We start from the raw sequence: 22,224 nt of genomic DNA on the forward strand, positions 1-22,224 counted from the left end.
TAAAATAACGTAAGTTTTTCGACGACCTCATTAACCCTAAATTATTTTGCCAGTGCTAAAATACTGACAAGATGGCATTTTACAATCAATTTGTAACTTTGCAGTATGACTACCGAAGATCTCGTAAGGCAGGAAAGAAGTCAGTTTATCAAAGCAAAAGCTCTCGAAAACGGGTTTGATTTCTGTGGTATATCAAAAGCGGATTTTCTGGAAAGTGAAGCTCCGAGGCTCGAAAACTGGCTAAACCGGAATTACAACGGGGCGATGGGTTACATGGCTAATCACTTCGACAAAAGACTCGATCCCCGCAAACTGGTAGACGGTGCCAAAAGTGTCATCTCCGTTCTTCTCAATTACTATCCCGAAAAAAGGCTGCCGGAAGGTGAGGAAGATCTCAAACTTTCAAAATATGCCTATGGTACCGATTATCATTTTGTATTAAAGGAAAAGCTGGGTTCGCTGCTTTTGGCCATTCAACAGGAGATCGGCGAGGTGTCGGGACGGATTTTTGTGGATTCCGCGCCGGTAATGGATAAAGTATGGGCGGCAAAAAGTGGGTTGGGCTGGGTTGGCAAGCATTCCAACCTGCTGAACCGCGACATGGGCAGCTTCTTTTTTATCGGCGAGATCATCTGCGACCTGGACCTGGCGTACGACGGTCCGATCGGCGACTACTGCGGTACATGTACCCGGTGCATGGATGCCTGCCCGACCGACGCGATCACGGAAGCATTTGTCGTGGACGGAAGCAAATGCATCAGCTATTATACGATTGAATTGAAAGACGCCATTCCCGCGGACGCAGCGGGCAAGTTAGGGAACTGGATTTTCGGCTGTGACATCTGTCAGGATGTGTGTCCCTGGAACCGTTTTTCGAAACCGAACACAACAGAGGAATTCGCTTTGCCGGAGCATCTGGCAGGGTTTACCAAATCAGACTGGACTGAAATTACCGAAGAAATTTTCGCTGAAATCTTTCGCCGTTCTCCCGTGAAACGGACAAAATACGCTGGTTTGAGACGAAATATCGAATTTGTCATATCCTCTGAATAAAAAGCACAATTAATATAAACCTCTTATATTTGAGTTCGGGAGTTCCTTTCGATGACTGAATAAAAGACTCAAAAACATGAGAAAACAATCTGTCAATCTTTGGGCGGTGCTTGTTTGTGTGGTGATAGGACAAGTGATTCCAGCTTTGTGGTATAGCTTTTTTTCAGAGAAGTGGATGGCGTTGAACGGCTTCACGATGGAGCAAATGAAGTCAGCCGGCAGCCCCGCTCCCTACCTCGCCAGCATTGTTTCTTCTTCTTTTACCGCATATACAATCGCGTGGGTTTTTACCAAGATACCCATTAAATCACTCCTCTTCGGATTTCTTACCGGGTTGCTTTTTGGCATTGTGTTCGTTCTTTTTGAGACGATCGTGAAAGACATGTTCGCCCTGAAACCACTTCTTTTGTCGCTGCTCAACGGCGGTGTGAGTGTGATCGTCTATACAATTACCGGTAGTATCCTGGGCATCTGGCGCAAGTACGACTAGTCCCTCCCGTTATCTATTTCCTTTCTTATTATAGTGCTAGTTCAATATACCTGATTTAGTGCCGATCACTTCTTGCTTTTCAGGTTTGCCTTGTTTTTTCAATGCATTGATTTTCGACCCTTACGAAGTTCATTCCGGTGCCCAGGAAGTGCCAAATATTAATTTGTGTTTCGAGCACGCAACAAAATATTCGCATATTTATTAACTGTTATTTCGACAAATAATATTTTATGTATAGGCATTTTATAGCGTTTTGGCGTCTAAAAACTGACTTCTTTCAAAATATTAGTTTAGTGCAATTAAATTTCGCAAAATAAATTGCTTAATATGTTTAATAAATTTAAATTTCATAAAAAATCAAAAATCCCAATTAAAACCTATGAGAAGAACTTTACGGGTGATGCTACTTACATTAATGCAGGTAGTATTTTTTATTTACACATCAGAAGCCCAGGACCGGCAAGTAACGGGAAAGGTAAATGATGAAAACGGCGCAGGATTGCCGGGGGCAAATATCCTGATTAAGGGCACGACACGTGGGACGAATACCGATACAGAGGGAAATTTTAGCCTATCGATCGACGGAAGTGGTATCCTGATCGTTTCGTCTGTGGGTTATTCCTCCAAAGAGATCTCAGTAACGCCATCGGTGTCAAATCTGACGATTAGCCTGGATCCCGATATTCGTAACCTCGGGGAAGTGGTAGTAACTGCGCTCGGTATTTCAAAGGAGCAGAAGACGCTCAGTTACGCTACGCAGGTGATTAACACGGAAAACTTCTCCAAAGCCCGTGAATTGAACGTCGCAAACTCACTGTCTGGCCGGGTTGCCGGTTTGGACATTGTGCGTTCGTCTTCCGGTGTGGGTGGTTCAAGCCGAGTGGTTTTGCGTGGTGATCGTTCAATCACAGGCAATAACCAGGCTCTGATCGTCGTGGATGGTGTTCCTATCGATAACTCCAATTTCAGTCCGACGAACGGAAATGGTGGCCGTGATGCGAGCGATGGTCTTTCCAGCATCAATCCGGACGACATAGAATCCATTAACGTTTTGCGCGGAGCTTCTGCAACTGCATTATACGGTAGCCGCGCAGCAAACGGTGCATTGCTGATCACTACCAAAAAAGGCACTGTACGTAAGGGGATCGGCGTAAATATCAACAGCACGTTCCAGGCAGAAAATGCGATGCAGCTGCAAAACTTCCAGAATGTATATGGACAAGGGGTAGAAGGTAAGTTTTTCCCGAACAGCGAGTTCAGCTGGGGCCCAAAAATGGACGGCCAGCAAGTGGCTGCCTGGGGGCCGGATCCTGAAACCCAGGGTAAAACATTTGCTTATTCTCCCAATCCGAATTCCTACAAGGATTTTTATTCCACAGGAACATCATTCGCCAATTCGCTTTCTCTGACAGCGGGTAACGAGAAGGTTCAGACTTACTTTTCTTATACGAATACGAATGCGAAAGGTATTGTTTCAAACAACAAGCTGAGCCGCCATAACTTTAACCTCCGTTTGTCGAGCCAGATCAACAGCAAATTGTCATTTGATGGTAAGATCACGTATCTGAGTGAAAAGATCGATAACAGACAACAAACCGGAGAGTCATTCGCCAACCTGCAGCGTCACATTCTGCGTTTGCCAAGAAGCATTTCTTTGGAACAGGCACAAAATTATGACTATGTCGATCCTTCCACAGGCCAGTTGAAACAAAACTACTGGAACCCGGGATCCAATGGTGGCCAAAACCCTTACTGGATCAAAAACCGTGTGTTGGCAATTGACAACCGGGACCGTATTTACGGCTTTACTTCACTTAACTACAAGCTTACACCCTGGTTTACATTAATGGGCCGCGCAGGGTATGACAAGTACATCGATAAGTTTGAAGGTAAATGGTACACCAATACCTACACCATTGCTGATTTCGGTGATTATCAAACCAACTGGCGGGATAATTCAGAGTTGAACCTTGACTTGTTCGGTTTGGTCAGCAAGCAATTCAGTGAAGACTTCAAACTGGAAGCGACGATCGGTGGTAACATCCTTCAAAGAGATTATGTAAACCATCAAACGCTGAACAATCAGTTGAACCGTGAAAACCTGTTCGTGACAACCAATGCAAGAAACTCGGTTACCAACAGAACCATCACACAAACTCGCAAACAAGGTGTGTTTGCTTCTGCTGACTTCATCTGGAAAGACGCTTTGACGGTATCGGCTTCTGCAAGAAATGACTGGTCGTCTACACTACCTAAGGAAAACCAATCGTATTTCTTCCCGTCAGTAGGTGCGGCCGCGGTGCTTTCAAGCCTTTTCCAATTACCTGCGGCGATTTCTTTTGCAAAAGTGAGAGGAAGCTACGCACTTACAGGGAATGATGCCCGTCCTTACCTGCTTGCGCAAACCTATTCTTACGTGGCGGGCGGCGCCAATGGTTACATTATCAGAGACAACATCAAACCTTTCCCTGATCTGAAACCGGAAATCACAACTGCTCAGGAAGTTGGGTTAGAATTGAAATTGTTCAAAAACCGGATCGGACTTGATCTTTCCTTATATAAAAGCAATTCGAAAAACCAGCTGTTTGAGCTCGCATTGCCACCTGCATCCGGCTGGACAACGCAGTATATCAATGCAGGAAATGTACAGAACAAAGGTATAGAGCTGACTATGAGCCTGGCCCCGGTCAAACTCAACAATTTTACCTGGAATATTGACCTGAACTATGCCCGAAACGTAAACAAGGTCATCAAGCTGTCGGACGAGCTGAAAATCCTTCCATTGACAAGTGATTTCATGAACTTCATGCGAGCCGAGGAAGGAGAACCACTTGGACAGATTTACAGCCGCGGATTCGCGAGAGATAATCAGGGCCGCGTGATTGTTAACCCAACGGGTCTGCCAAAAGTTAGTGATGGAACCACAGTTCCATTGGGAACTTCCCGTCCGGATTGGACGGGCGGTGTTACCAACCGGTTTTCATACAAAGGATTTAACCTGAGCTTCCTCATCAGCGGAAGGATCGGTGGTGTGGTAACGTCATTCACCAATGCGGTTATTTATGCAGATGGTGTAACTGAAGAAACCCTTGCGGGCCGCGATGGAATGGTGGTAGAAGGAGTACAGGCAGACGGAAGTGCTAACACCGTTTCCATAACTTCTGAAGCTTACTGGAAATTTGTAGGCGGACGTAACACGCCGATCGGAGAAGCATTTACGTACAGCGCTTCCAACATCCGGTTAAGAGAAGCAACATTGGGTTACAGCCTGCCGCAAAGTGTCATTGGCAAATCGCCATTTCAGGCAGTTTCGCTGTCGCTCGTTGGACGTAACCTGTTCTTTTTGATGAATAAGGCAAAAGGGTTCGATCCTGAGCTGGTAGCTGGTTCGGCTAATACTACGGTTGGTCTGGAGTCGTTTTCGATGCCGCCGACACGCACGATTGGTGTGAGTCTGAACTTGTCATTTTAATTGTTAAATATTGAGACCTATGAAAAGGAGTCATAAATTAATATCATTCGCTCTCGTTGTGGCAGTTGCCACGGGTACCTATTCCTGTACCGACAGTTACGAAGAGATTAATACAAATAAAACGAAGCTGACCGAACTGGATGGTTCAGCGATCGGTAATGCTTTTGCAGCCGCACAATACCGTTCGATCCAGGCCAGCTGGCAAACGTACCAAAGCCTTTTTGCCGATTTGCAGGGACAATATTTTGCAAACATCGCCCAAAACTTTTCTTCCGACAGGAACGTAATGGTGGGTAACTGGCTGAATGGTGCGTGGAGTGGATTTTACGGAACTGCCATACCGCCGTTATTGGGGGTTTTGGACGCGACTAAGCCGGGTGGCCCGAACGAGAATGCAGCGCAATATGCCATTGCGAACATTTGGAAAGTGTATATGTATCTGCCCCGTACCGACTACTGGGGACCAATCCCGTACTCGGAGGTTGGAAACGGTTTGAGCAGCGTTAAGTACGACACGCAGGAAGCGATTTACAAGGATTTCGTAAAAACACTCGCAGAATCCACAGCTTCATTGGGTGCTTTTAAAGGTACCAATGTATACGCCACCAACGACCAGATTTATGCCGGAAGTGTCGACAAATGGATCCTTTTTGCAAATACCCTGCGCCTGCGTATTGCCATGCGTATGTCTAAGGTTGAGCCTGCATTAGCCAAAACAGAGGCGGAAGCAGCCGTTGCCGGCGGAACACTGGCTACCAATGCGGACGATGCATTCCTAAAAGTGACTGCCAACTCCTTCAATCCGATGAACCAGGCTACGGCATGGAACGAGTTCCGTATGAGCGCTGCCATGGAAAGCGTTTTGAAAGGATATGCGGATCCGCGGATCAGTAAATTCTATGCGCCGGTTCCGGGAACCACAAACACCTACAAAGGTTTGCGGAACGGTTATACGCAAGGTCAGCTGGGAGCAGAAGAAAACAATGCAAACAAAACTTCCAATGTCGCGGACGCATTTCTTCCTGCTGTGCAGCAAAGCAATCCATTCGCGATCTTATATGCTTCTGAAGCTTACTTCCTAAAAGCGGAAGGAGCATTGAAAGGCTGGAATATGGGTGGAACTGCCAAAGACATGTATGAGAAAGGAATTGAGACAGCTATGAAGCAATGGGGAATTGCCGACGCGGCAACCATTACCGCTTACGCCAATGGTACAACGTCGCCGGTTGCGCTGAACGACATGGTAAAAACGCCTGCATTGACGGACGTTCCCGTGAAATTTTCGGCGGATCCGACTAAACAGCTTGAACAGATCATTACCCAGAAATGGTTGGCCAACTATCCGAACGGACACGAGGCTTGGGCGGAGTACAGAAGAACAGGTTATCCCAAGCTTTACGCGAGGGTTAACTCGGACAATCCGGATTCACCGGCCAATGCGGTGGTTCGTCGTACTCCTTTTGTAACAGGCGAATACCAGTCCAATGCAGCGGCGGTTGAGGCGGCAGTTGGTTTGCTCGGTGGCGCGGATAAATCCAGCACGAGATTGTGGTGGGACAAGCCCTGATTTGGTATTTTGATATTCGGTGGTCCCGATGTTAATAAAGCATGAGGCAGACTTTCGTCTGCCTTTTTGCTGTTCTATCCTTCTCTATCTGTTCAAAAATCAATTTTTCAGTCTATGAGGTACCTCTATTTCATTCTACTGATCGTGCTCGCAGGTTGCGACAAAAAAGAAACTTTGTTTACCCGCCTGGATTCGGGGAAAACAGGTATTGACTTTAATAATTATGTCGAAGAAGACGCGGATAATAATGTGTTGCGATATGGTTATTTCTACAATGGCGGGGGCGTCGCGGCGGCGGATTTCAACAATGATGGCCTGATCGATCTGTATTTTACCGGCAACATGGTCGCCAACAAGTTATATCTCAATAAAGGCGATTTTGAGTTCGAGGATATTTCCGAAAAATCAGGTACCGGATTGAATGATGGCTGGAAAACAGGCGTATCCGTCGTGGATATCAATGACGATGGCTGGATCGATATTTACGTTTCCCGAGCGGGCGCACAAGATCCGCGGTTGAGGACGAAACTACTTTACGTCAACAATGGCAAAACAGCTGACGGAATTCCCTCATTCACTGAGAAAGCAGCAGAGTATGGTCTGAACGACCCTTCCTATACAACCCAGGCTGTATTTTTCGACTACGACCGCGACGGTGATACAGACTGTTTTTTACTGAACCATTCGGTGCAGCAATATGCGGGTTTCAGTACGCTGCTCGCTACATACCGGGCGCAGCGAAACGATGCATATGGAAATAAGCTTTTGCGAAACGATGGCGGAAAGTTCACCAATGTCACCGATTCGTCGGGCATTGTTTCGAATATTCTCAGCTTCGGTTTGGGGGTTAATATCAATGATTTCAACAGCGACGGCTGGCAGGATATTTACATTGCGAATGATTACAATGAAAACGATTACCTTTATTTAAATCTGAAAAACGGCAAATTTAAAGAAGTGATCCGGGAAGCAACCGGACATGTTTCCATGTTTTCAATGGGTACTGATGCCGCCGACATCAACAACGACGGTCTGCCCGACATCATCACGCTGGATATGCTCCCCGCATCGAATGAACGCATTAAGCTCACTTCGGGCGATGATAATTATGACAAGTATCAGCAGCTTATCCGGGCTGGTTTTCATGATCAGACCATGCGTAATATGCTGCAATTGAATAATGGAGTAAATCCAAATGGCGTCCCCGTTTTCAGCGAAATCGGGCAGCTGGCGGGTGTTTCCAATACGGACTGGAGTTGGGCGGCATTAATGGCCGATTTCGATAACGATGGCTGGAAGGATATTTTTGTGTCGAACGGTTATGCGAGAGATTATACCAATATGGAATTTCTCAAATACTCGACGGACAAGCAGCTCGAAGCTGGACAAAGTGGCAAATCACCAACGCAAATGGAGGTAATCGCCCAAATGCCGCCGATCAACGAACCGGACTATATTTTTCAGAATCAGAAAAACCTGACTTTTACCAAAAAAACATCTGAATGGGGTTTTGATAAAGAAAATCAATCCAATGGAGCGGTTTATGCTGATCTGGACAACGACGGAGATCTTGATCTTGTCGCGAATAATGTGAATCAAAAAGCATTTATATACCGGAATAACGCGGAAACCAAACTTGCTAACAGATCCCTGCAGGTGAAGCTGGAATCGCCAAAATATGCGTTTCTGGCCGGGGCTAGAATCGAAGTATACTCGGATTCGCTCTCTCAAACCCAAACGTTCATGCCTGTGAGAGGCTTTCAGTCTGCACAATGGGATAAGGTTCATTTTGGTTTGGGAAATGATAAAACCATTGATTCCCTGATTATAACCTGGGCGGATGGTAATAAACAAGTCCTGAAAAATCCACCGCTCGAAAAACTTCTGACATTGAAATATACCGACGCCGGGAAGTATCCGGAATCGCCTGTTACTAAGCCTGCGGCACTCTGGGAGCAAACTTCACTGGTCGATTTCAAACATGCCGAAGACCTGCGCAACGATTTCCGGATCCAGACTTTGCTGCCCGGTATGCTTTCCATTCAAGGCCCGCATATCGAACAAAAAGACCTGAATGGCGATGGTACGGACGATTTTTATGTTGGCGGCGGCAGAGGTCAGGCTGGTTCCTTGTTTTTAAGTTCGGAGGGGACGTTCAGGAAGTCGCCCCAGCCGGAATTCGTGCAGGATGCCGCATTTGAAGATGCGGATCTGGTATTTTTTGATGCGGATAACGATGGCGATTCGGATTTGCTGGTAACCAGTGCGGGTTATGAGCTGAATGCAGGCGACCCATTGTTGCTGCCGCGTTTGTATCTGAATGAAAATGGAAACTTCAAAAAAACTGATTTGCCCAAAGTCGGCGTGAATGCGGCCGCCGTAACGGCCGCCGATGTGGATAAAGATGGCGATCAGGATCTGTTTCTCGGCACGCGCGTCACGCCCGGCCGCTTCCCTGAAAGTACGGGAGGGATTTTATTGATCAATGACGGAAAAGGAAGGTTTACGGATCAGACAAAAAACATGGCGCCGCAATTGTCGGAAGCTGGAATGGTTACCGATGCTTCATTTCAGGATCTGAACAAAGACGGTTATCCCGAGCTGATTTTGACTGCTGACTGGAAGAACATTCAGGTGTATGGCAATGCGAAAGGAAAACTGACAAATGCGAGTGAAACCTGGGGTACTGCTAATTCAAATGGCTGCTGGAATATACTGCACCCGGCCGACCTGGATCAGGACGGCGATATTGATTTTGTAGTCGGAAATATGGGAACAAACTGGCAATGGAACCTTACTTCTCCTGAGGGATTGTCGCTCTATGCGTCTGATTTTGATAAGCTGGAACGGCTAGTGCCGGTAGTAAGTGTGATTGAAAAGGGAAAAGAATATCCCTACGCCAGTCGCGACGAGCTGCTCGACCAGATCCCGTCCCTGAAAAAGAAATACACCAATTACGTGGACTACTCCAAAGCCTCACTGCAAGAAATGCTTCCGGGCGAAAAACTGAAAAATGCTTTAAAATTGGGAGCACGGGAGTTCAGGAATGGCATTCTGGAAAATAAGTCGGGTAAGCTGGTATTTCGTCCGCTGCCGGTGGAGGCGCAATTCGCGCCCGTACATGCGATTTCCATTACCGATATGAATGCAGATGGAAAGTCCGACATCGTTATCGGCGGCAATGTGAAGCAAACACGGGTTCGGATCGGGAAAAATGACGCCAGTCTGGTACAGGTGTTTTTGAATGCCGGCGGGTTGAATTTCAGATATTTACCTCAATCCAAAAGCGGCTTTTATGTAAATGGCGATGTGCGGGACCTGGCCGTCATCAACGCTAAAAATGCAGTGTATCTGCTTGGTGCGGTGAATAATTCGGCGGTGATCAGTTATAAACTGCGAGCGGCCAAAAATTGATTTTCCGGCGTGTCAGTATTTCAGAAATCAAAAAGTAACATCGTCAAGCCGCCAATCGGGAAAATTAAGGGGTTTAATTTTCCCGATTTTATAGTGAAATAGGTAGTTTTGAAATCAACTGTGTTCTTCTTGCTTCCAAAATCCATGCGGATACTTGTCTTATTTTTCCTCACCTGGTACCTTGCATCCCCCGGCTTACATGCGCAATCGACCCAGGCCGAGTGGAAAAAAGGCAGAGATCAGCCGTCACATAAACCGGTGCCGAAAGAACAGGAAGCAGCGAAATCTGCGTTGCCCAAATGGACTTTTGGAATAAACGGAGGATATGGATACCGGTTGTTCCGGGCTGGGAATGTAACAACCGCTGCCAATGAAAAATACATTAAAAGTTTAAAGTCCGGCATTGTTTATGGCGGCCATTTAAGCTACTACCCATGGACCAGATTCGGTTTCGGGCTTCGGTATGAAAAGTATCAAAGCCAGGCTGAGACCGAGGGAGAAATCAGCGAAGATGTAAATATCCAGCATTTGAGCGGACTGTTCACGTACCGGTCCATGTTAAAAAACCACAAAACGGCCGTACTCACATCGTTATTGCTTGGTTATCAGCCTTATCAAAACAAAACCAAAGTGGGAGAGGAGCAGCTGGATTTCAGCGGCAACACCATGGGCTGGGGGGTAAGTGTGGGATTGGAGCATAGGTTGGGTGAAAAATTCAGTCTCAACCTGACCGGCACCGCAATGATGGGCGCCATTTATAAACTAAAAAGAAAAACAGATCTCAACACCGCCACATTGCATTTGTCCAAAGACGACAGCGTGGATCTCTCCCGTTTTTCAGTCACATTAGGATTTGGTTTTTTAAAATGATTTGTTAGAATTGTGACCAGACTTAAGACACGAAATCAACTTCATCATGGCAGAAAGCAAAACGCATACAACTAATTACTTCGATACATTCATAGAGACTGCGGAAGATAGCCCGGTTTCCAAAGCCGAAATGCCACCACAAAAAGGAGACGATAAGACGGTAGCGGGACTGCAGTTCGATATGATTTATGAGAATCCCTATAAATACACGTCGGACGACGTCATTTTCGGCGTTTATGCTTCAAAAAACAAGATCAGCCGGAGCGACATGGAGGAGGAAAGGGAAAAGTTTTTTTCAAAAGGCCAGGCCTGTATGCGTGCCTCTCCTTTGAGTAAACGCTATGGCTGGGGAGTACATAGTAACCAGGATGGCAAAATCGCCATTTATGCCGTTGAATCGCAGGAATATAATCAATTCACTGCCGACGAAAAGTTAAAACACACCCGCGCCATGCGTTCGAAACGAGTTTGAATGCAAGTAATATTTTATAAATAAGTAGGGGAAAAGTTGGACAAAGCAGTCTTGTTTTTGTGATTGGTTGTGTGAGGTAGTATCTTCCTAGCCCAAAACCACCTAAATCCCTTACGAATGAAAATAAAGCATTTTGCAATTTGCTTTCTGGCTGTTCTTGCAACCGGATTAACCTCGCTGCCTGGTTTTTCACAATCTCAAAAAAGTAAAAATAAAAAGCCGCTGGTTGTTTTTGTGACCGGCGACCATGAGTATAGCGGAGAAGAAACATTGCCTCTCGTTGCCGCCGAACTCGAAAAGAATTACGGAATGAGAACCATTTTTCTCAAAGCCTCTCCCGACCACAACAGCGAAAAAAATATTCCCGGCCTCGAAGCATTAAAGGATGCTGATCTCGCCGTTTTCTACCTTCGCTGGCGGCAGTTACCCAAAGATCAGCTTGCTCATATCGACGCGTACCTCAAAACCGGCAAACCGGTAATGGGCTTTCGCACCACGACACACGCATTTAACTTCCCAAAAGGAGATGAAAGTGAAAAATGGAATGCCTTCGGAGAATTTGCACTGAACTCACCTCCGGGCTGGGGCGGGGCCGCGAAGCATACCCATTATGGACATAATAGTAGTACCGACGTCACGGTGATTCCCGAGCAGGCAAAAAACCCAATTCTGACGGGCGTGACCGGCCCTTTCCACGTACGTTCCTGGTTGTACCGCGTGCTGCCCGACTATCCCACCAAAGGTTCTACCTGGCTTTTGATGGGAAAGTCAGTGAATCCTGATAAAGAAGCAATCGAAAATCCGGTCGCCTGGACAGGTACCAATTCGTTTGGAGGGAAAGTTTTCATGACCACGCTGGGCCATCCCGAGGATTTTAGAGTAGAACCGTTTCAAAGATTGGTTATCAATGCAATTCACTGGGAACTTGGCCTTAAAATCCCAAAGGCGTGGAAAGGCAAAATGGATATCCAGGTGCCATACAGAGAGGCTAAATAAGTCCCGCATACTTCCTAAATCCAAACAATTGTATAAGAAAATGTCTAAACCCAGGAAAATCAGCGTCCAGATCTCAGTCATCGTATTTGGACTTGCCATCATTGCATTCAGTGCTTTCAAATTCAACCAGGCACCTGCCATTGCGGTTAACAAAGGTTCTCACATCGTTTTAATAGGCAACAACCTAGGTTCCAGAATGATGAACTACGACAACTTCGAAACGGAGCTGCACGTGCGTTATCCTGAAAACAATCTGTACATCCGTAATATGTGCGACGGCGGGGACACTCCCGGATTTCGGCCGCATGCGAGCAGAAACTCACCCTGGGCATTTCCGGGGGCTGAGAAGTTCCAGACCGAACTAGCTAATCCTTCGCAAAGTGAAGGTCATTTTGAAACACCTGACCAATGGCTGACCCGCCTGAAAACGGATGTGATCATCGGTTTTTTTGGGTATAACGAGTCATTTGAAGGAAAAGAAGGGCTGGCCAATTACAAAGCCGAGCTGGATGCATTCATAAAATATACATTAAGCCAAAAATACAATGGTACTGCATCGCCGCAGCTCGCCATTGTTTCCCCCATCGCATTCGAAGACCTTTCTTCACAATTTGATTTGCCAGATGGAAAGAAGGAAAATGAAAATCTCGCGCTTTATACCAAGGCAATGAAAGAGGTTGTAGGTCAAAATAAAGGAGTTTTGTTCGTCGATGCATTCACGCCTTCGCAAAAATGGTATGCAGAAAGCAAAGCGGCATTGACGATCGACGGTTCGCAGCTGAACGACGAAGGTTATAAAAAACTGGGCGTATTGCTGGTGGATCAGATCTTTGGAAAATCGTCATTAAAAGCCGAGGCAAACAGAAAGCTGGTCCACGACGCAGTTATGGAGAAAAACTGGATGTGGCACAATGACTTCAAAATTCCAAACGGAGTGCACGTGTATGGTCGTCGCTACAATCCGTTTGGCCAGGACAATTACCCTGCGGAAATCGAGAAAATCCGTGAGATGACCGATATACGCGACAAAGCGGTGTGGCTTGCGGCCTCGAAAGGTGAAAAAATGGATGTGGCAGCGGCAGACAAAAACACAAAACCACTACCGGAAGTTAAGACAAACTACAACCCTGAGAAAAACGGAAGCCTCGAATATCTGTACGGACAGGATGCATTGAAAAAACTGAAAGTTCCCGACGGATATAAGATTGAGCTGTTTGCGTCGGAAGAAGAATTCCCCGATCTGGCAAAACCAATGCAAATGTCATTTGACAATAAAGGCCGGTTGTGGATAGCGACCATGCCAAGTTACCCGCATTACAAGCCGGGTGATACCAAACCGAATGACAAAATCATTATTCTCGAAGATACCAACAACGACGGCAAGGCGGACAAACAAACCGTTTTTGCGGATGGTCTGCATTTACCATTGGGATTTGAGATCGCGCCGGAAGGTGTCTACGTCTCGCAGGGAACGAACCTGAAAATTTTTACCGATACAAATGGGGATGATAAAGCCGACAAAAGTGAAATTCTGCTGAGCGGCTTTGATGATCACGATACCCATCATAACAGCCATGCATTCACGGTCGATCCGTCTGGTGCCATTTACTCCGGTGAAGGCGTTTTTCTGCATACCAATGTTGAAACTTCTTACGGGCCGGTGCGCGCCACAAATGGCGGATTTTACCGCTACACTCCGCAGCGCAAAAAACTGGAACGTACTGCGCAGCTTTCAATTCCAAACCCATGGGGAATCGCATTTGACGACTGGGGGCAACCCTTCTTTGCCGAAACATCGAGCCCGGATGTGCGCTGGATGCTTCCGGGCAGTGTTTTGCCGAGGTATGGGGAAGCTACGCATAAATCGGAACAGCTGATCGAGGAAAAACATCGGGTAAGACCGACATCAGGTTTGGAATTCGTGTCGAGCCGCCATTTTCCGGATGAATTACAAGGCGATTTTCTGATCAATAACACCATTGGGTTTCTGGGTACCAAAGAACATACCCTGAAAGATGATGGCACAGGTTACAAAAGTCAGCACCGCCAGGATCTGGTGGTGAGCGAAGACCGCAACTTCCGTCCGGTGGATATGGAGTTTGCGCCGGACGGTTCCCTCTATGTGATCGACTGGCACAACATCCTGATCGGGCACATGCAGCACAATGCACGTGACCCGTTGCGTGACCATTCGCACGGCCGCGTTTATCGTATAACGTACCCTTCCAGGCCCCTGGTAACACCGGCAAAAGTAGCAGGCGCGAGTGTAGAAGAACTTCTAGGTAATTTGAAGTTGCCTGAATACAGAACCCGTTACAGAACGCGGCGTGAGCTGAGAGGCCGGAATGCCTCGGAGGTTTTGCCGAAACTCACTGCCTGGGTAGCAAGTCTCGACAAGAATGATCCACGGTACGAGCATCATGTGTTAGAAGGATTGTGGGTAAGCTGGGGATTAAATAAAGTGGATCAAAAGCTGCTCAAACAAATGCTGAAAGCCAAAGACTTCCACGCCCGCGCGGCTGCGGTAGAGGTTTTACGCTACACGGGACATCAGGTGCCCGACCAGGCCGAGCTGCTTACCCAGGCAGTACGCGATGAAAATGGCCGCGTACGTCTTGTCGCTATTGTGGCCGCATCCTGGATCGGGAAAGAAAAAGGGTTGCCGGTTTTGGCGGAAGCTAAAAAGATGCCGCTGGATAGCTGGATGATCCACGCATACGATGCTGCGGAAGCGCATTTGAAAGGAGAGAATGTGAAGAAAGAAAAAGTGGAGGTTGCCAAAACAAACCTGAAAGGCACCGAACTTGCACTCTATAATACAGGTAAGGAAATCTATGCCAAAGAAGGGTATTGTTCAACCTGTCACCAGCCTGACGGGAAGGGCCTTGCGGCTTCCGGATTCCCGCCGCTTACTTCAAGCAAATGGGTACTGGGAAGTGATGATAGGCTTATTAAGTTAACATTAAAAGGATTGCTCGGCCCGATCGAAGTGAATGGACAGAAGTATCCGGGCCAGGTGCCGATGACCCCGTTTGGTGGTTTGTTGAAAGATGAAGAAGTAGCAGCAGTGCTGACTTATGTACGGAATTCGTTTGGAAACAAGGGAACGGTCATTACACCCGAAAAAGTGAAGCAGGTGCGCGCAGCAACCGAAAGTAAAAAGGACTTTTATTCGCCCGATCAGCTTTTAAAAGAACATCCAATGGAGAAAATGTAGTTATATTAAGTTTTTCTTGTAGTAAATCAAGGACTTTGTATCTGGCACTTATTCGTCTGGTATAAAGTCCTTTTTGCTTTGTATTTTTTCATGTGGTTATATCGTGACATAAAAAAATATTTACTGTTTCATTAACTACTTTGTAATATATTTATAGAATAATTTTAATTTCGAGATAAAATAAATATTACAAAGTTGCAAGCATTTCCATCCCGCGTAAGAAAAACCCTCTTCTTCTCATCGGCATCATGCCATTTTTCGTCAATGGTCAATTGTGATTTATGAAACAAACTGTACTTTCTAAGTGGAGTACTATGCGTGTGTGCATGGTGCTCGCTCTTACTCTTGTCATTTCTGAGCTTTCTGCGCAGCAACGGTACTTCGCCGTCACCCTCGTAAATGAAAACGATTACCCAAACCTGGAAACCATTGAGTCTGCCAGTGAAGTAGGTTGCAACGCAGTGGCGCTGACGATCCAGTGGGGAGCCATTCACGGCAAGATGTCGCGTATCACCAAGGCTGAAAAGGGAGATGCCGCCAACCTGTGGCACCAGTACGACGTGCAGATCGCCAAGGCTGTCTCGCTCGGAATGAAGGTCGCGATCAACATTGCGGTGAGTACCGGCGACGACGCATCAAACAGTAGCAGCGACCGGTACGGGGTTAATACCGCCGATGGTTGGCTGAAGGAGGACCGCATGGTTGTAGCCAATTACGATGGCCAGGAAGCGGTAATGCAAAAATACGGCGGCGCGATCCGGCCAGGGATCAATCTTCAGTTTGTCATGACATCACTTTCGGCCCAGTCTACCAGAGACAGGATCACGAATTTTACAAAAGAGGTCATTCAACGATACAATTATCTTCAAACTGCGGGTAACCTGCTTTATACCAACGTGATTTTCTCACGCCAGGGTGAGGGGGAATTCGAAATGGGCAGCACGAAATACCATTATAACCAGCAGCTTGACATGGGTTCGGCCCTGGCAGATTATTCGGGTGTTACAGCCTCGGCTTATCGTAACTGGCTGAAAGGTAAGTATGGTACCATTACCTATTTGAATTCGGCATGGGGAACTTCCTACTCCTCTTTTGATGATGTCCATCCCAACAAACCTTCCAATTCGACTTTTACAGGCCCGGCGGGGACAGACTGGTTTGTGTTCCGCACGGCGCTCCTGAAAGAGGTAAACGACATTTTTAAAGATGCGGTGAAAAGTGTTAACTCAGGCATCAAGGTGATCAGTCACCACGGTTCGTCTTACGACAGGTTATCCCGGGGGCGCGGCACATTGCATTTCAACGAAATCGCTGCAAATCTTGATGGGATAAAAATTAACGATGGTGTAGAATACGATCATCGGTTTGCTTTGGACTTGCTGAGGAGCAACATGCCGGGCAAATTGTATGTGAATGAGGCTGCGTATATAGATAACATTCAGACAGTCGTGAGGCAGGCGCGGGAAAGCTTTACCCACGGTGCGAATGTGGTATGTATCTTCTATCTCGAAAATGCATTGCAGCATTCGGGAACGGAGGAAGCGTTGCAGGACCTTACAGATACCTGGGTTAAAAACAAGCAGGTGACAAAGCCAACTCCCTCCAACAACAGCAGCTTTACGTTGTCGGACATGATCGCAAGAGACGGTTGCACCACCAATCGGGATAATTACTCAGACGATTGTGATGCTTACAAGAACTGGCGCAATGCGTACAATAATGGCGGAAATATTCCTGTAAATATTTTTCTCAACGACGATGTTACGCCCCAGGGATGTTTTTACAAAGACCTGAAACTTGCTTCAAATGGCCAGGAAGTGAGCGTGATGGTGCCTAATAACCGTGATATCCACGTGACGGGAAACGACTGCCGCGTTATTGCTACCGTAAAAGGGAATGGTCTGAGTAATGGAAATACGCCGCTGACGGCTTCCGTGACGATCGATAACGATGTGAAAAATTACAAGGGTCAGCCATTGGTTCAGCGGCATTTTTACTTTACGCCTGCAAATTCAAATCCTTCCGAGAAGAATGTTACGCTTTATGTGGGCCAGTCGGAGCTGAGCGCTTTCAATGCCGTGAGTTCGGTAAAGCTGCCAAAGGATGCCGCTGACAGCGATAATTTCAAAAATAAGTTGCGGATATTTCAATGGGCGGGCAAGACAATGTCGGGAACTCCGGCCATTATCGACCCGGCTGACACTGCGATCCAATGGGATTCGGTCTTAGGATTATGGCGAATCACCTTCACGGTGAACACCGTATCTTCCTTTTACATTACTGCCGAAAGCGCCACGCCGCTTCCTGTAAAACTGGTTCGTTTTTCTGGTGAAAATATCGAAAATGCGGTCGCGCTGCAATGGGAAACTTCCGAGGAAACTCATAGCGATCACTTCGAGATCGAGCACAGCGAATCGGGGAAAATCTGGAACCTGGCAGGTAGGGTAGCGGCTTCGGAAGAAAGCGCCGTTTTGCAGAAATACACATTTACACACGCCAACCCATCGGCGGGTGAAAACCTGTACCGGTTGAAAATGGTCGATCAGGATAGCACATTTGCCTATTCAAAAATTATTTCGGTGAGCGTCGACGGAGTGGATAAGCTGGTTTTGTATCCCAATCCGGTTGTTGGAAATCACATCCAGCTTCAATATGCAGGTGCATTGCCCGACGTTACATTCTCCGACATGAGTGGTGTCGAAATTCCGGTTGTGACCGAAAAGACCGAGCATGATAAGCTATCGGTGAGAACACAGTCCAAACTCAATCCCGGGCTTTACATTTTAACTGCGGGTTATGGTGCAAAACAGGTCAGATACAAGGTTGTAGTGGTAAATTAAGACAAATGATTTGTAAATTTGGCTGCCTTCCTGCCCCTCTCCGGATTTTGGGCAGGAGGGTTGTCCTACATATTTACACCTATGTCAAGATTCTGGAAATCTGTTATTCCATTTATCCTCACCCTGTTACCTGTTGCCGTTTACCTCATTTACGCTTTCACAAATTCCAGTCCGTTGTTTTTCGCCGATGATTTTCATTTGCTGAAAACGGTGGTTTGGATGCACGATACGGACAGTCTGTCCGAGAAATTCAAACTGCTGATCCAGCAGCATAACGAGCACCGCATTGTGGTGCCCCGGTTGCTCACATACCTCGATTACAAGCTGGAAGGTCACATCAACTGGCCGACGCTGATAGTGGTGGGCAATCTTCTCTGGATCGCGGTCCTTTGGTTTTTCTGGAAAGCATTCAAAAGTCTGAATGTGCCTTTCTGGATGTTTATCCCCATTCCCTGGATCTTTTTACAGCCCCAGTATTCTGACAATGTAACCTGGTCGATCAGCATTCTGCAACAATCCGTGATCGTATTCTGGTTTGGGTTGTTTTGTTTTTTGTGTGCCAAAAGATTGTACAAACAGGCGTTGATCGTAGCTGTAATGGCCACATTTACACACGGTAATGGCATTTTTAGTTTTTTGATCGGTATAACCTTCCTATCCCTCGACCGTAACTGGAAAGGTGCCCTGAAATGGCTGGGCGTTCTTATCCTGGTAGGTCTCATTTATTTCTGGGGATTTGAAAAAGGCCAGAATGCAGATTTTCAGAAAAGCCTTTCGGATCCGGGCCGGCTGATCGCGGCTTTTTTTGCCTTTTTTGGGGCTCTGACCAAAGTTCAGCTTACGAATGCCTTGTACTCGGTTCTTTGCGGGGCAATTTTCGTGCTGGTACTGGGTGTTTTTTTGATACCAAAACTGCTAGCCTATTTTTCCGAAAAACGGGAACTCACTTTTTTTGAAAAGCTTTTGCTGGGAAATGTGCTTTTCGTAGGCATTACAGCGGCTTTGATATGCGTTTCCCGAAGCTGGGGCGGTGTCGAGAATGTGATGGCGCCACGGTATCAGCATTACGCGCCATTTGTCGCATGCTGGGTATATCTGGTCTTGATTCTGGTAACAGCCAAAAGCCTGAGAAATATCGTTGCCTCCGCGTTCATTCTGGCGGCAGTTCTCTTTAACGGGCTATGCTATTTTGTTTACAATGAAGAGATTGTTTACCGGAAAAACGGACTGGTTGCGGATGCAGAAAACTGGGCTGCCAATCACGTCTTTTTAAACTATGCATCATCCTTCAATCAAAACATCAAAGAGCCTTATACGGACGCTGTAAATGAAGGGATTTGTGCAAAAGTGCCCTCGGTGCTGCATATCGAAGGGAAGGGTAAGCTGGCGGACGGTAATGCGATTGTAACCGTTGAAAAAAAGATACTTACCGAACAGGATGCCAGCGGAAGTTATCAGCGCGATTATTTTAAAATAGCAAACACAAGTCTTCGGGGGGCTTCCTTTCTATACCTGCAAAACAGCCTCGACCAGAAAGGCTACTGGCTCGCAACACGCTTCGCAAACGTGGGAATACGCCGCCTGATCACATTCCGGGAGCTTTACAAGCCTGGATTTACTGCTGAATTTCTCACCGAAAATGTTCCCGCCGGCGATTACCGGATTGGTATTCTGAACGATAATCAGTTTGGGTGGACAGCCAGTGTGGTAACAATACAGAAATAACGACGGACTGCCTTCAACGGTTCGTTTTTAGCGGTGTTATCCCTAGGTTAAGACGTAAAAAAATCCTATCTTTACATGCCTAAAAAGCCAGAAACTGGTTCTTTTTATCCAAGTGAAAAACAAACTATATGTCAAACGAAACAGTGCTTGAAGTAAACAGCTATTCCGCTGAAAATATCCAGGTTCTTGAAGGTTTAGAGGCTGTACGGAAACGTCCGGCGATGTACATCGGTGATACCGGTTTCAAGGGTGTTCACCATTTAATTTGGGAAGTTGTCGACAACTCCATTGATGAGGCAATGGCCGGTTATTGCGACACCATCAATGTAACGGTTGAAAAAAATAATTCCATTACCGTTCAGGACAATGGTCGCGGTATCCCGACCGGAATGCACTCAAAAGAGGGGCGATCTGCTCTGGAAGTGGTACTTACGGTACTCCACGCAGGTGGTAAATTTGATAAAGATACTTACAAGGTTTCGGGAGGTTTGCACGGCGTGGGGGTTTCCTGCGTGAATGCACTTTCTATACACCTCCGTGCGGAGATCCACCGCGAGGGGAAAATTTTTGAGCAGGAGTTCAGTGAAGGTAAGCCTCTGTATGCGGCCAGGGTTATCGGGGATTCTGATAAGACCGGGACTTTCATACACTTTTTGCCGGACGCGACCATTTTTACGGTTACCGAATTCAAGTATGAAACGATAGCAACCCGTTTACGGGAATTATCCTATTTGAACAAGCGTATCCGCATTACCCTGGAAGACAAGCGCGAAGAGGATGAAGACGGTAAATTCCGGGGCGAGGAATTCTATTCCGAGATCGGTTTAAATGAATTTGTTGCCTACCTCGATGCTACCCGTACACCGCTGATCCCGGAGCCGATCCACATGGAAACCAACAAAGGAACTGTTCCTGTGGAGGTTGCCATGATGTATAACACATCTTACAGCGAGAATGTGTTTTCGTATGTGAATAACATCAATACCATCGAAGGCGGAACGCACGTTTCCGGTTTCCGCGCCGCATTGACGAGAACACTGAAAAACTACGCGGAAAAGCTGGGTATCCTTGCAAAGGAAAAGATCGAGATCAGCGGGGATGATTTCCGTGAGGGACTTACAGCCGTTATTTCAATCAAAGTTCAGGAGCCGCAGTTTGAAGGTCAGACGAAAACGAAGTTAGGTAACTCGGAAGTAACCGGGGTGGTAAGTCAGGTTGTGGCTGAAATGCTTGATACCTATCTCGACGAACATCCGAAGGAAGCGCGGGTTATTATCGATAAAGTTATTTTGGCTGCCAAGGCACGTATCGCTGCTAAAAAGGCGCGTGAAATGGTTCAGCGCAAGAACGTACTGACCGGTACCGGACTTCCCGGAAAGCTTTCGGATTGCTCTGAAACCGACCCTAACGTATGTGAATTGTACCTGGTCGAAGGGGATTCTGCGGGTGGAACTGCCAAACAAGGCCGTAACCGCGCCTACCAGGCCATTTTACCACTCCGGGGTAAGATCCTGAATGTGGAAAAAGCACAGGAATACCGCATTTACGAAAATGAGGAGATCAAGAACATGTTCACTGCCATGGGCGTGCAGATCGGAAAAGATGGCGATGAACGTGCATTGAATATTGACAAACTGAGATACCACAAAATCGTGATCATGACGGATGCGGATATCGACGGTAGTCACATTCGTACGCTGATCCTGACATTCTTTTTCAGATATATGAAGATCCTGATCGATCACGGTTATATCTACATTGCCCAGCCACCTCTGTACCTGGTCAAAAAAGGCCGGGAGGAGCGTTATTGCTGGACCGAACTACAACGAGAGGAAGCAATTCGCGAAATAGCCGCCGGAAAAGAAGATTCTGTGAACGTGCAGCGATATAAAGGTTTGGGTGAAATGAATGCCGAGCAGTTGTGGGAAACGACAATGAATCCGGACAAAAGGAGCCTCAAACAAGTTTCAGTTGAATCGGCAGCGGAAGCAGATCACTTATTTTCAATGCTGATGGGCGACGAAGTTGCTCCTCGGCGTGATTTTATTGAGAAAAATGCCAAATACGCACGCGTCGACGTGTAGCTGTTAATTCCAGTAAATATTGGG

At 46.7% G+C, this 22,224-nt stretch carries 12 protein-coding genes; all 12 read left to right on the plus strand.

The window, feature by feature from the left end:
* The first annotated feature begins 105 nt into the window (after positions 1 to 105).
* The 12 genes from queG (at position 106) to gyrB (ending at position 22,200) form a co-directional block, all read left to right on the plus strand.
* Complete coding sequence (gene queG, locus LZG72_RS20680) at positions 106 to 1,053, plus strand: tRNA epoxyqueuosine(34) reductase QueG (RefSeq protein ID WP_233876676.1); 948 nt, start codon at positions 106 to 108, stop codon at positions 1,051 to 1,053.
* Positions 1,054 to 1,129: 76 nt separating this feature from the next.
* Positions 1,130 to 1,543 carry a DUF1761 domain-containing protein gene (locus tag LZG72_RS20685; RefSeq protein ID WP_233876678.1) on the plus strand — a complete coding sequence of 138 codons (414 nt, stop codon included), beginning with the start codon at positions 1,130 to 1,132 and terminating at the stop codon, positions 1,541 to 1,543.
* Positions 1,544 to 1,922: 379 nt separating this feature from the next.
* On the plus strand, positions 1,923 to 5,015 hold the full coding sequence (locus LZG72_RS20690; protein WP_233876680.1) for a SusC/RagA family TonB-linked outer membrane protein: 3,093 nt from the start codon (positions 1,923 to 1,925) through the stop codon (positions 5,013 to 5,015).
* A 19-nt stretch (positions 5,016 to 5,034) separates the two neighbouring features.
* A complete protein-coding gene (locus LZG72_RS20695; RefSeq protein WP_233876682.1) occupies positions 5,035 to 6,582 on the plus strand; it encodes a SusD/RagB family nutrient-binding outer membrane lipoprotein in 1,548 nt (515 codons plus the stop codon).
* 114 nt (positions 6,583 to 6,696) lie between these two features.
* Entirely contained in the window at positions 6,697 to 9,996 is a 3,300-nt protein-coding gene (locus tag LZG72_RS20700; RefSeq protein ID WP_233876684.1) for a VCBS repeat-containing protein, read from the plus strand.
* A gap of 144 nt (positions 9,997 to 10,140) precedes the next feature.
* Entirely contained in the window at positions 10,141 to 10,866 is a 726-nt protein-coding gene (locus LZG72_RS20705; RefSeq protein ID WP_233876686.1) for an outer membrane beta-barrel protein, read from the plus strand.
* A gap of 46 nt (positions 10,867 to 10,912) precedes the next feature.
* Entirely contained in the window at positions 10,913 to 11,338 is a 426-nt protein-coding gene (locus LZG72_RS20710; RefSeq protein WP_233876688.1) for a DUF6157 family protein, read from the plus strand.
* Positions 11,339 to 11,455: 117 nt separating this feature from the next.
* Positions 11,456 to 12,334, plus strand: coding sequence for a ThuA domain-containing protein (locus LZG72_RS20715; protein ID WP_233876690.1), 879 nt, complete (start codon positions 11,456 to 11,458; stop codon positions 12,332 to 12,334).
* 40 nt (positions 12,335 to 12,374) lie between these two features.
* Positions 12,375 to 15,551, plus strand: a complete 3,177-nt coding sequence (locus tag LZG72_RS20720; RefSeq protein WP_233876692.1) for a PVC-type heme-binding CxxCH protein — start codon at positions 12,375 to 12,377, stop codon at positions 15,549 to 15,551.
* A gap of 281 nt (positions 15,552 to 15,832) precedes the next feature.
* Entirely contained in the window at positions 15,833 to 18,391 is a 2,559-nt protein-coding gene (locus tag LZG72_RS20725; RefSeq protein ID WP_233876694.1) for a beta-galactosidase, read from the plus strand.
* Between the two features lie 81 nt (positions 18,392 to 18,472).
* Positions 18,473 to 20,116 carry a hypothetical protein gene (locus LZG72_RS20730; protein WP_233876696.1) on the plus strand — a complete coding sequence of 548 codons (1,644 nt, stop codon included), beginning with the start codon at positions 18,473 to 18,475 and terminating at the stop codon, positions 20,114 to 20,116.
* A 128-nt stretch (positions 20,117 to 20,244) separates the two neighbouring features.
* Positions 20,245 to 22,200, plus strand: coding sequence for a DNA topoisomerase (ATP-hydrolyzing) subunit B (gyrB, locus tag LZG72_RS20735; protein ID WP_233876698.1), 1,956 nt, complete (start codon positions 20,245 to 20,247; stop codon positions 22,198 to 22,200).
* Positions 22,201 to 22,224: the final 24 nt, after the last annotated feature.

Source organism: Dyadobacter sp. CY323 (genome assembly GCF_021390245.1).
Lineage (GTDB): Bacteria > Bacteroidota > Bacteroidia > Cytophagales > Spirosomataceae > Dyadobacter.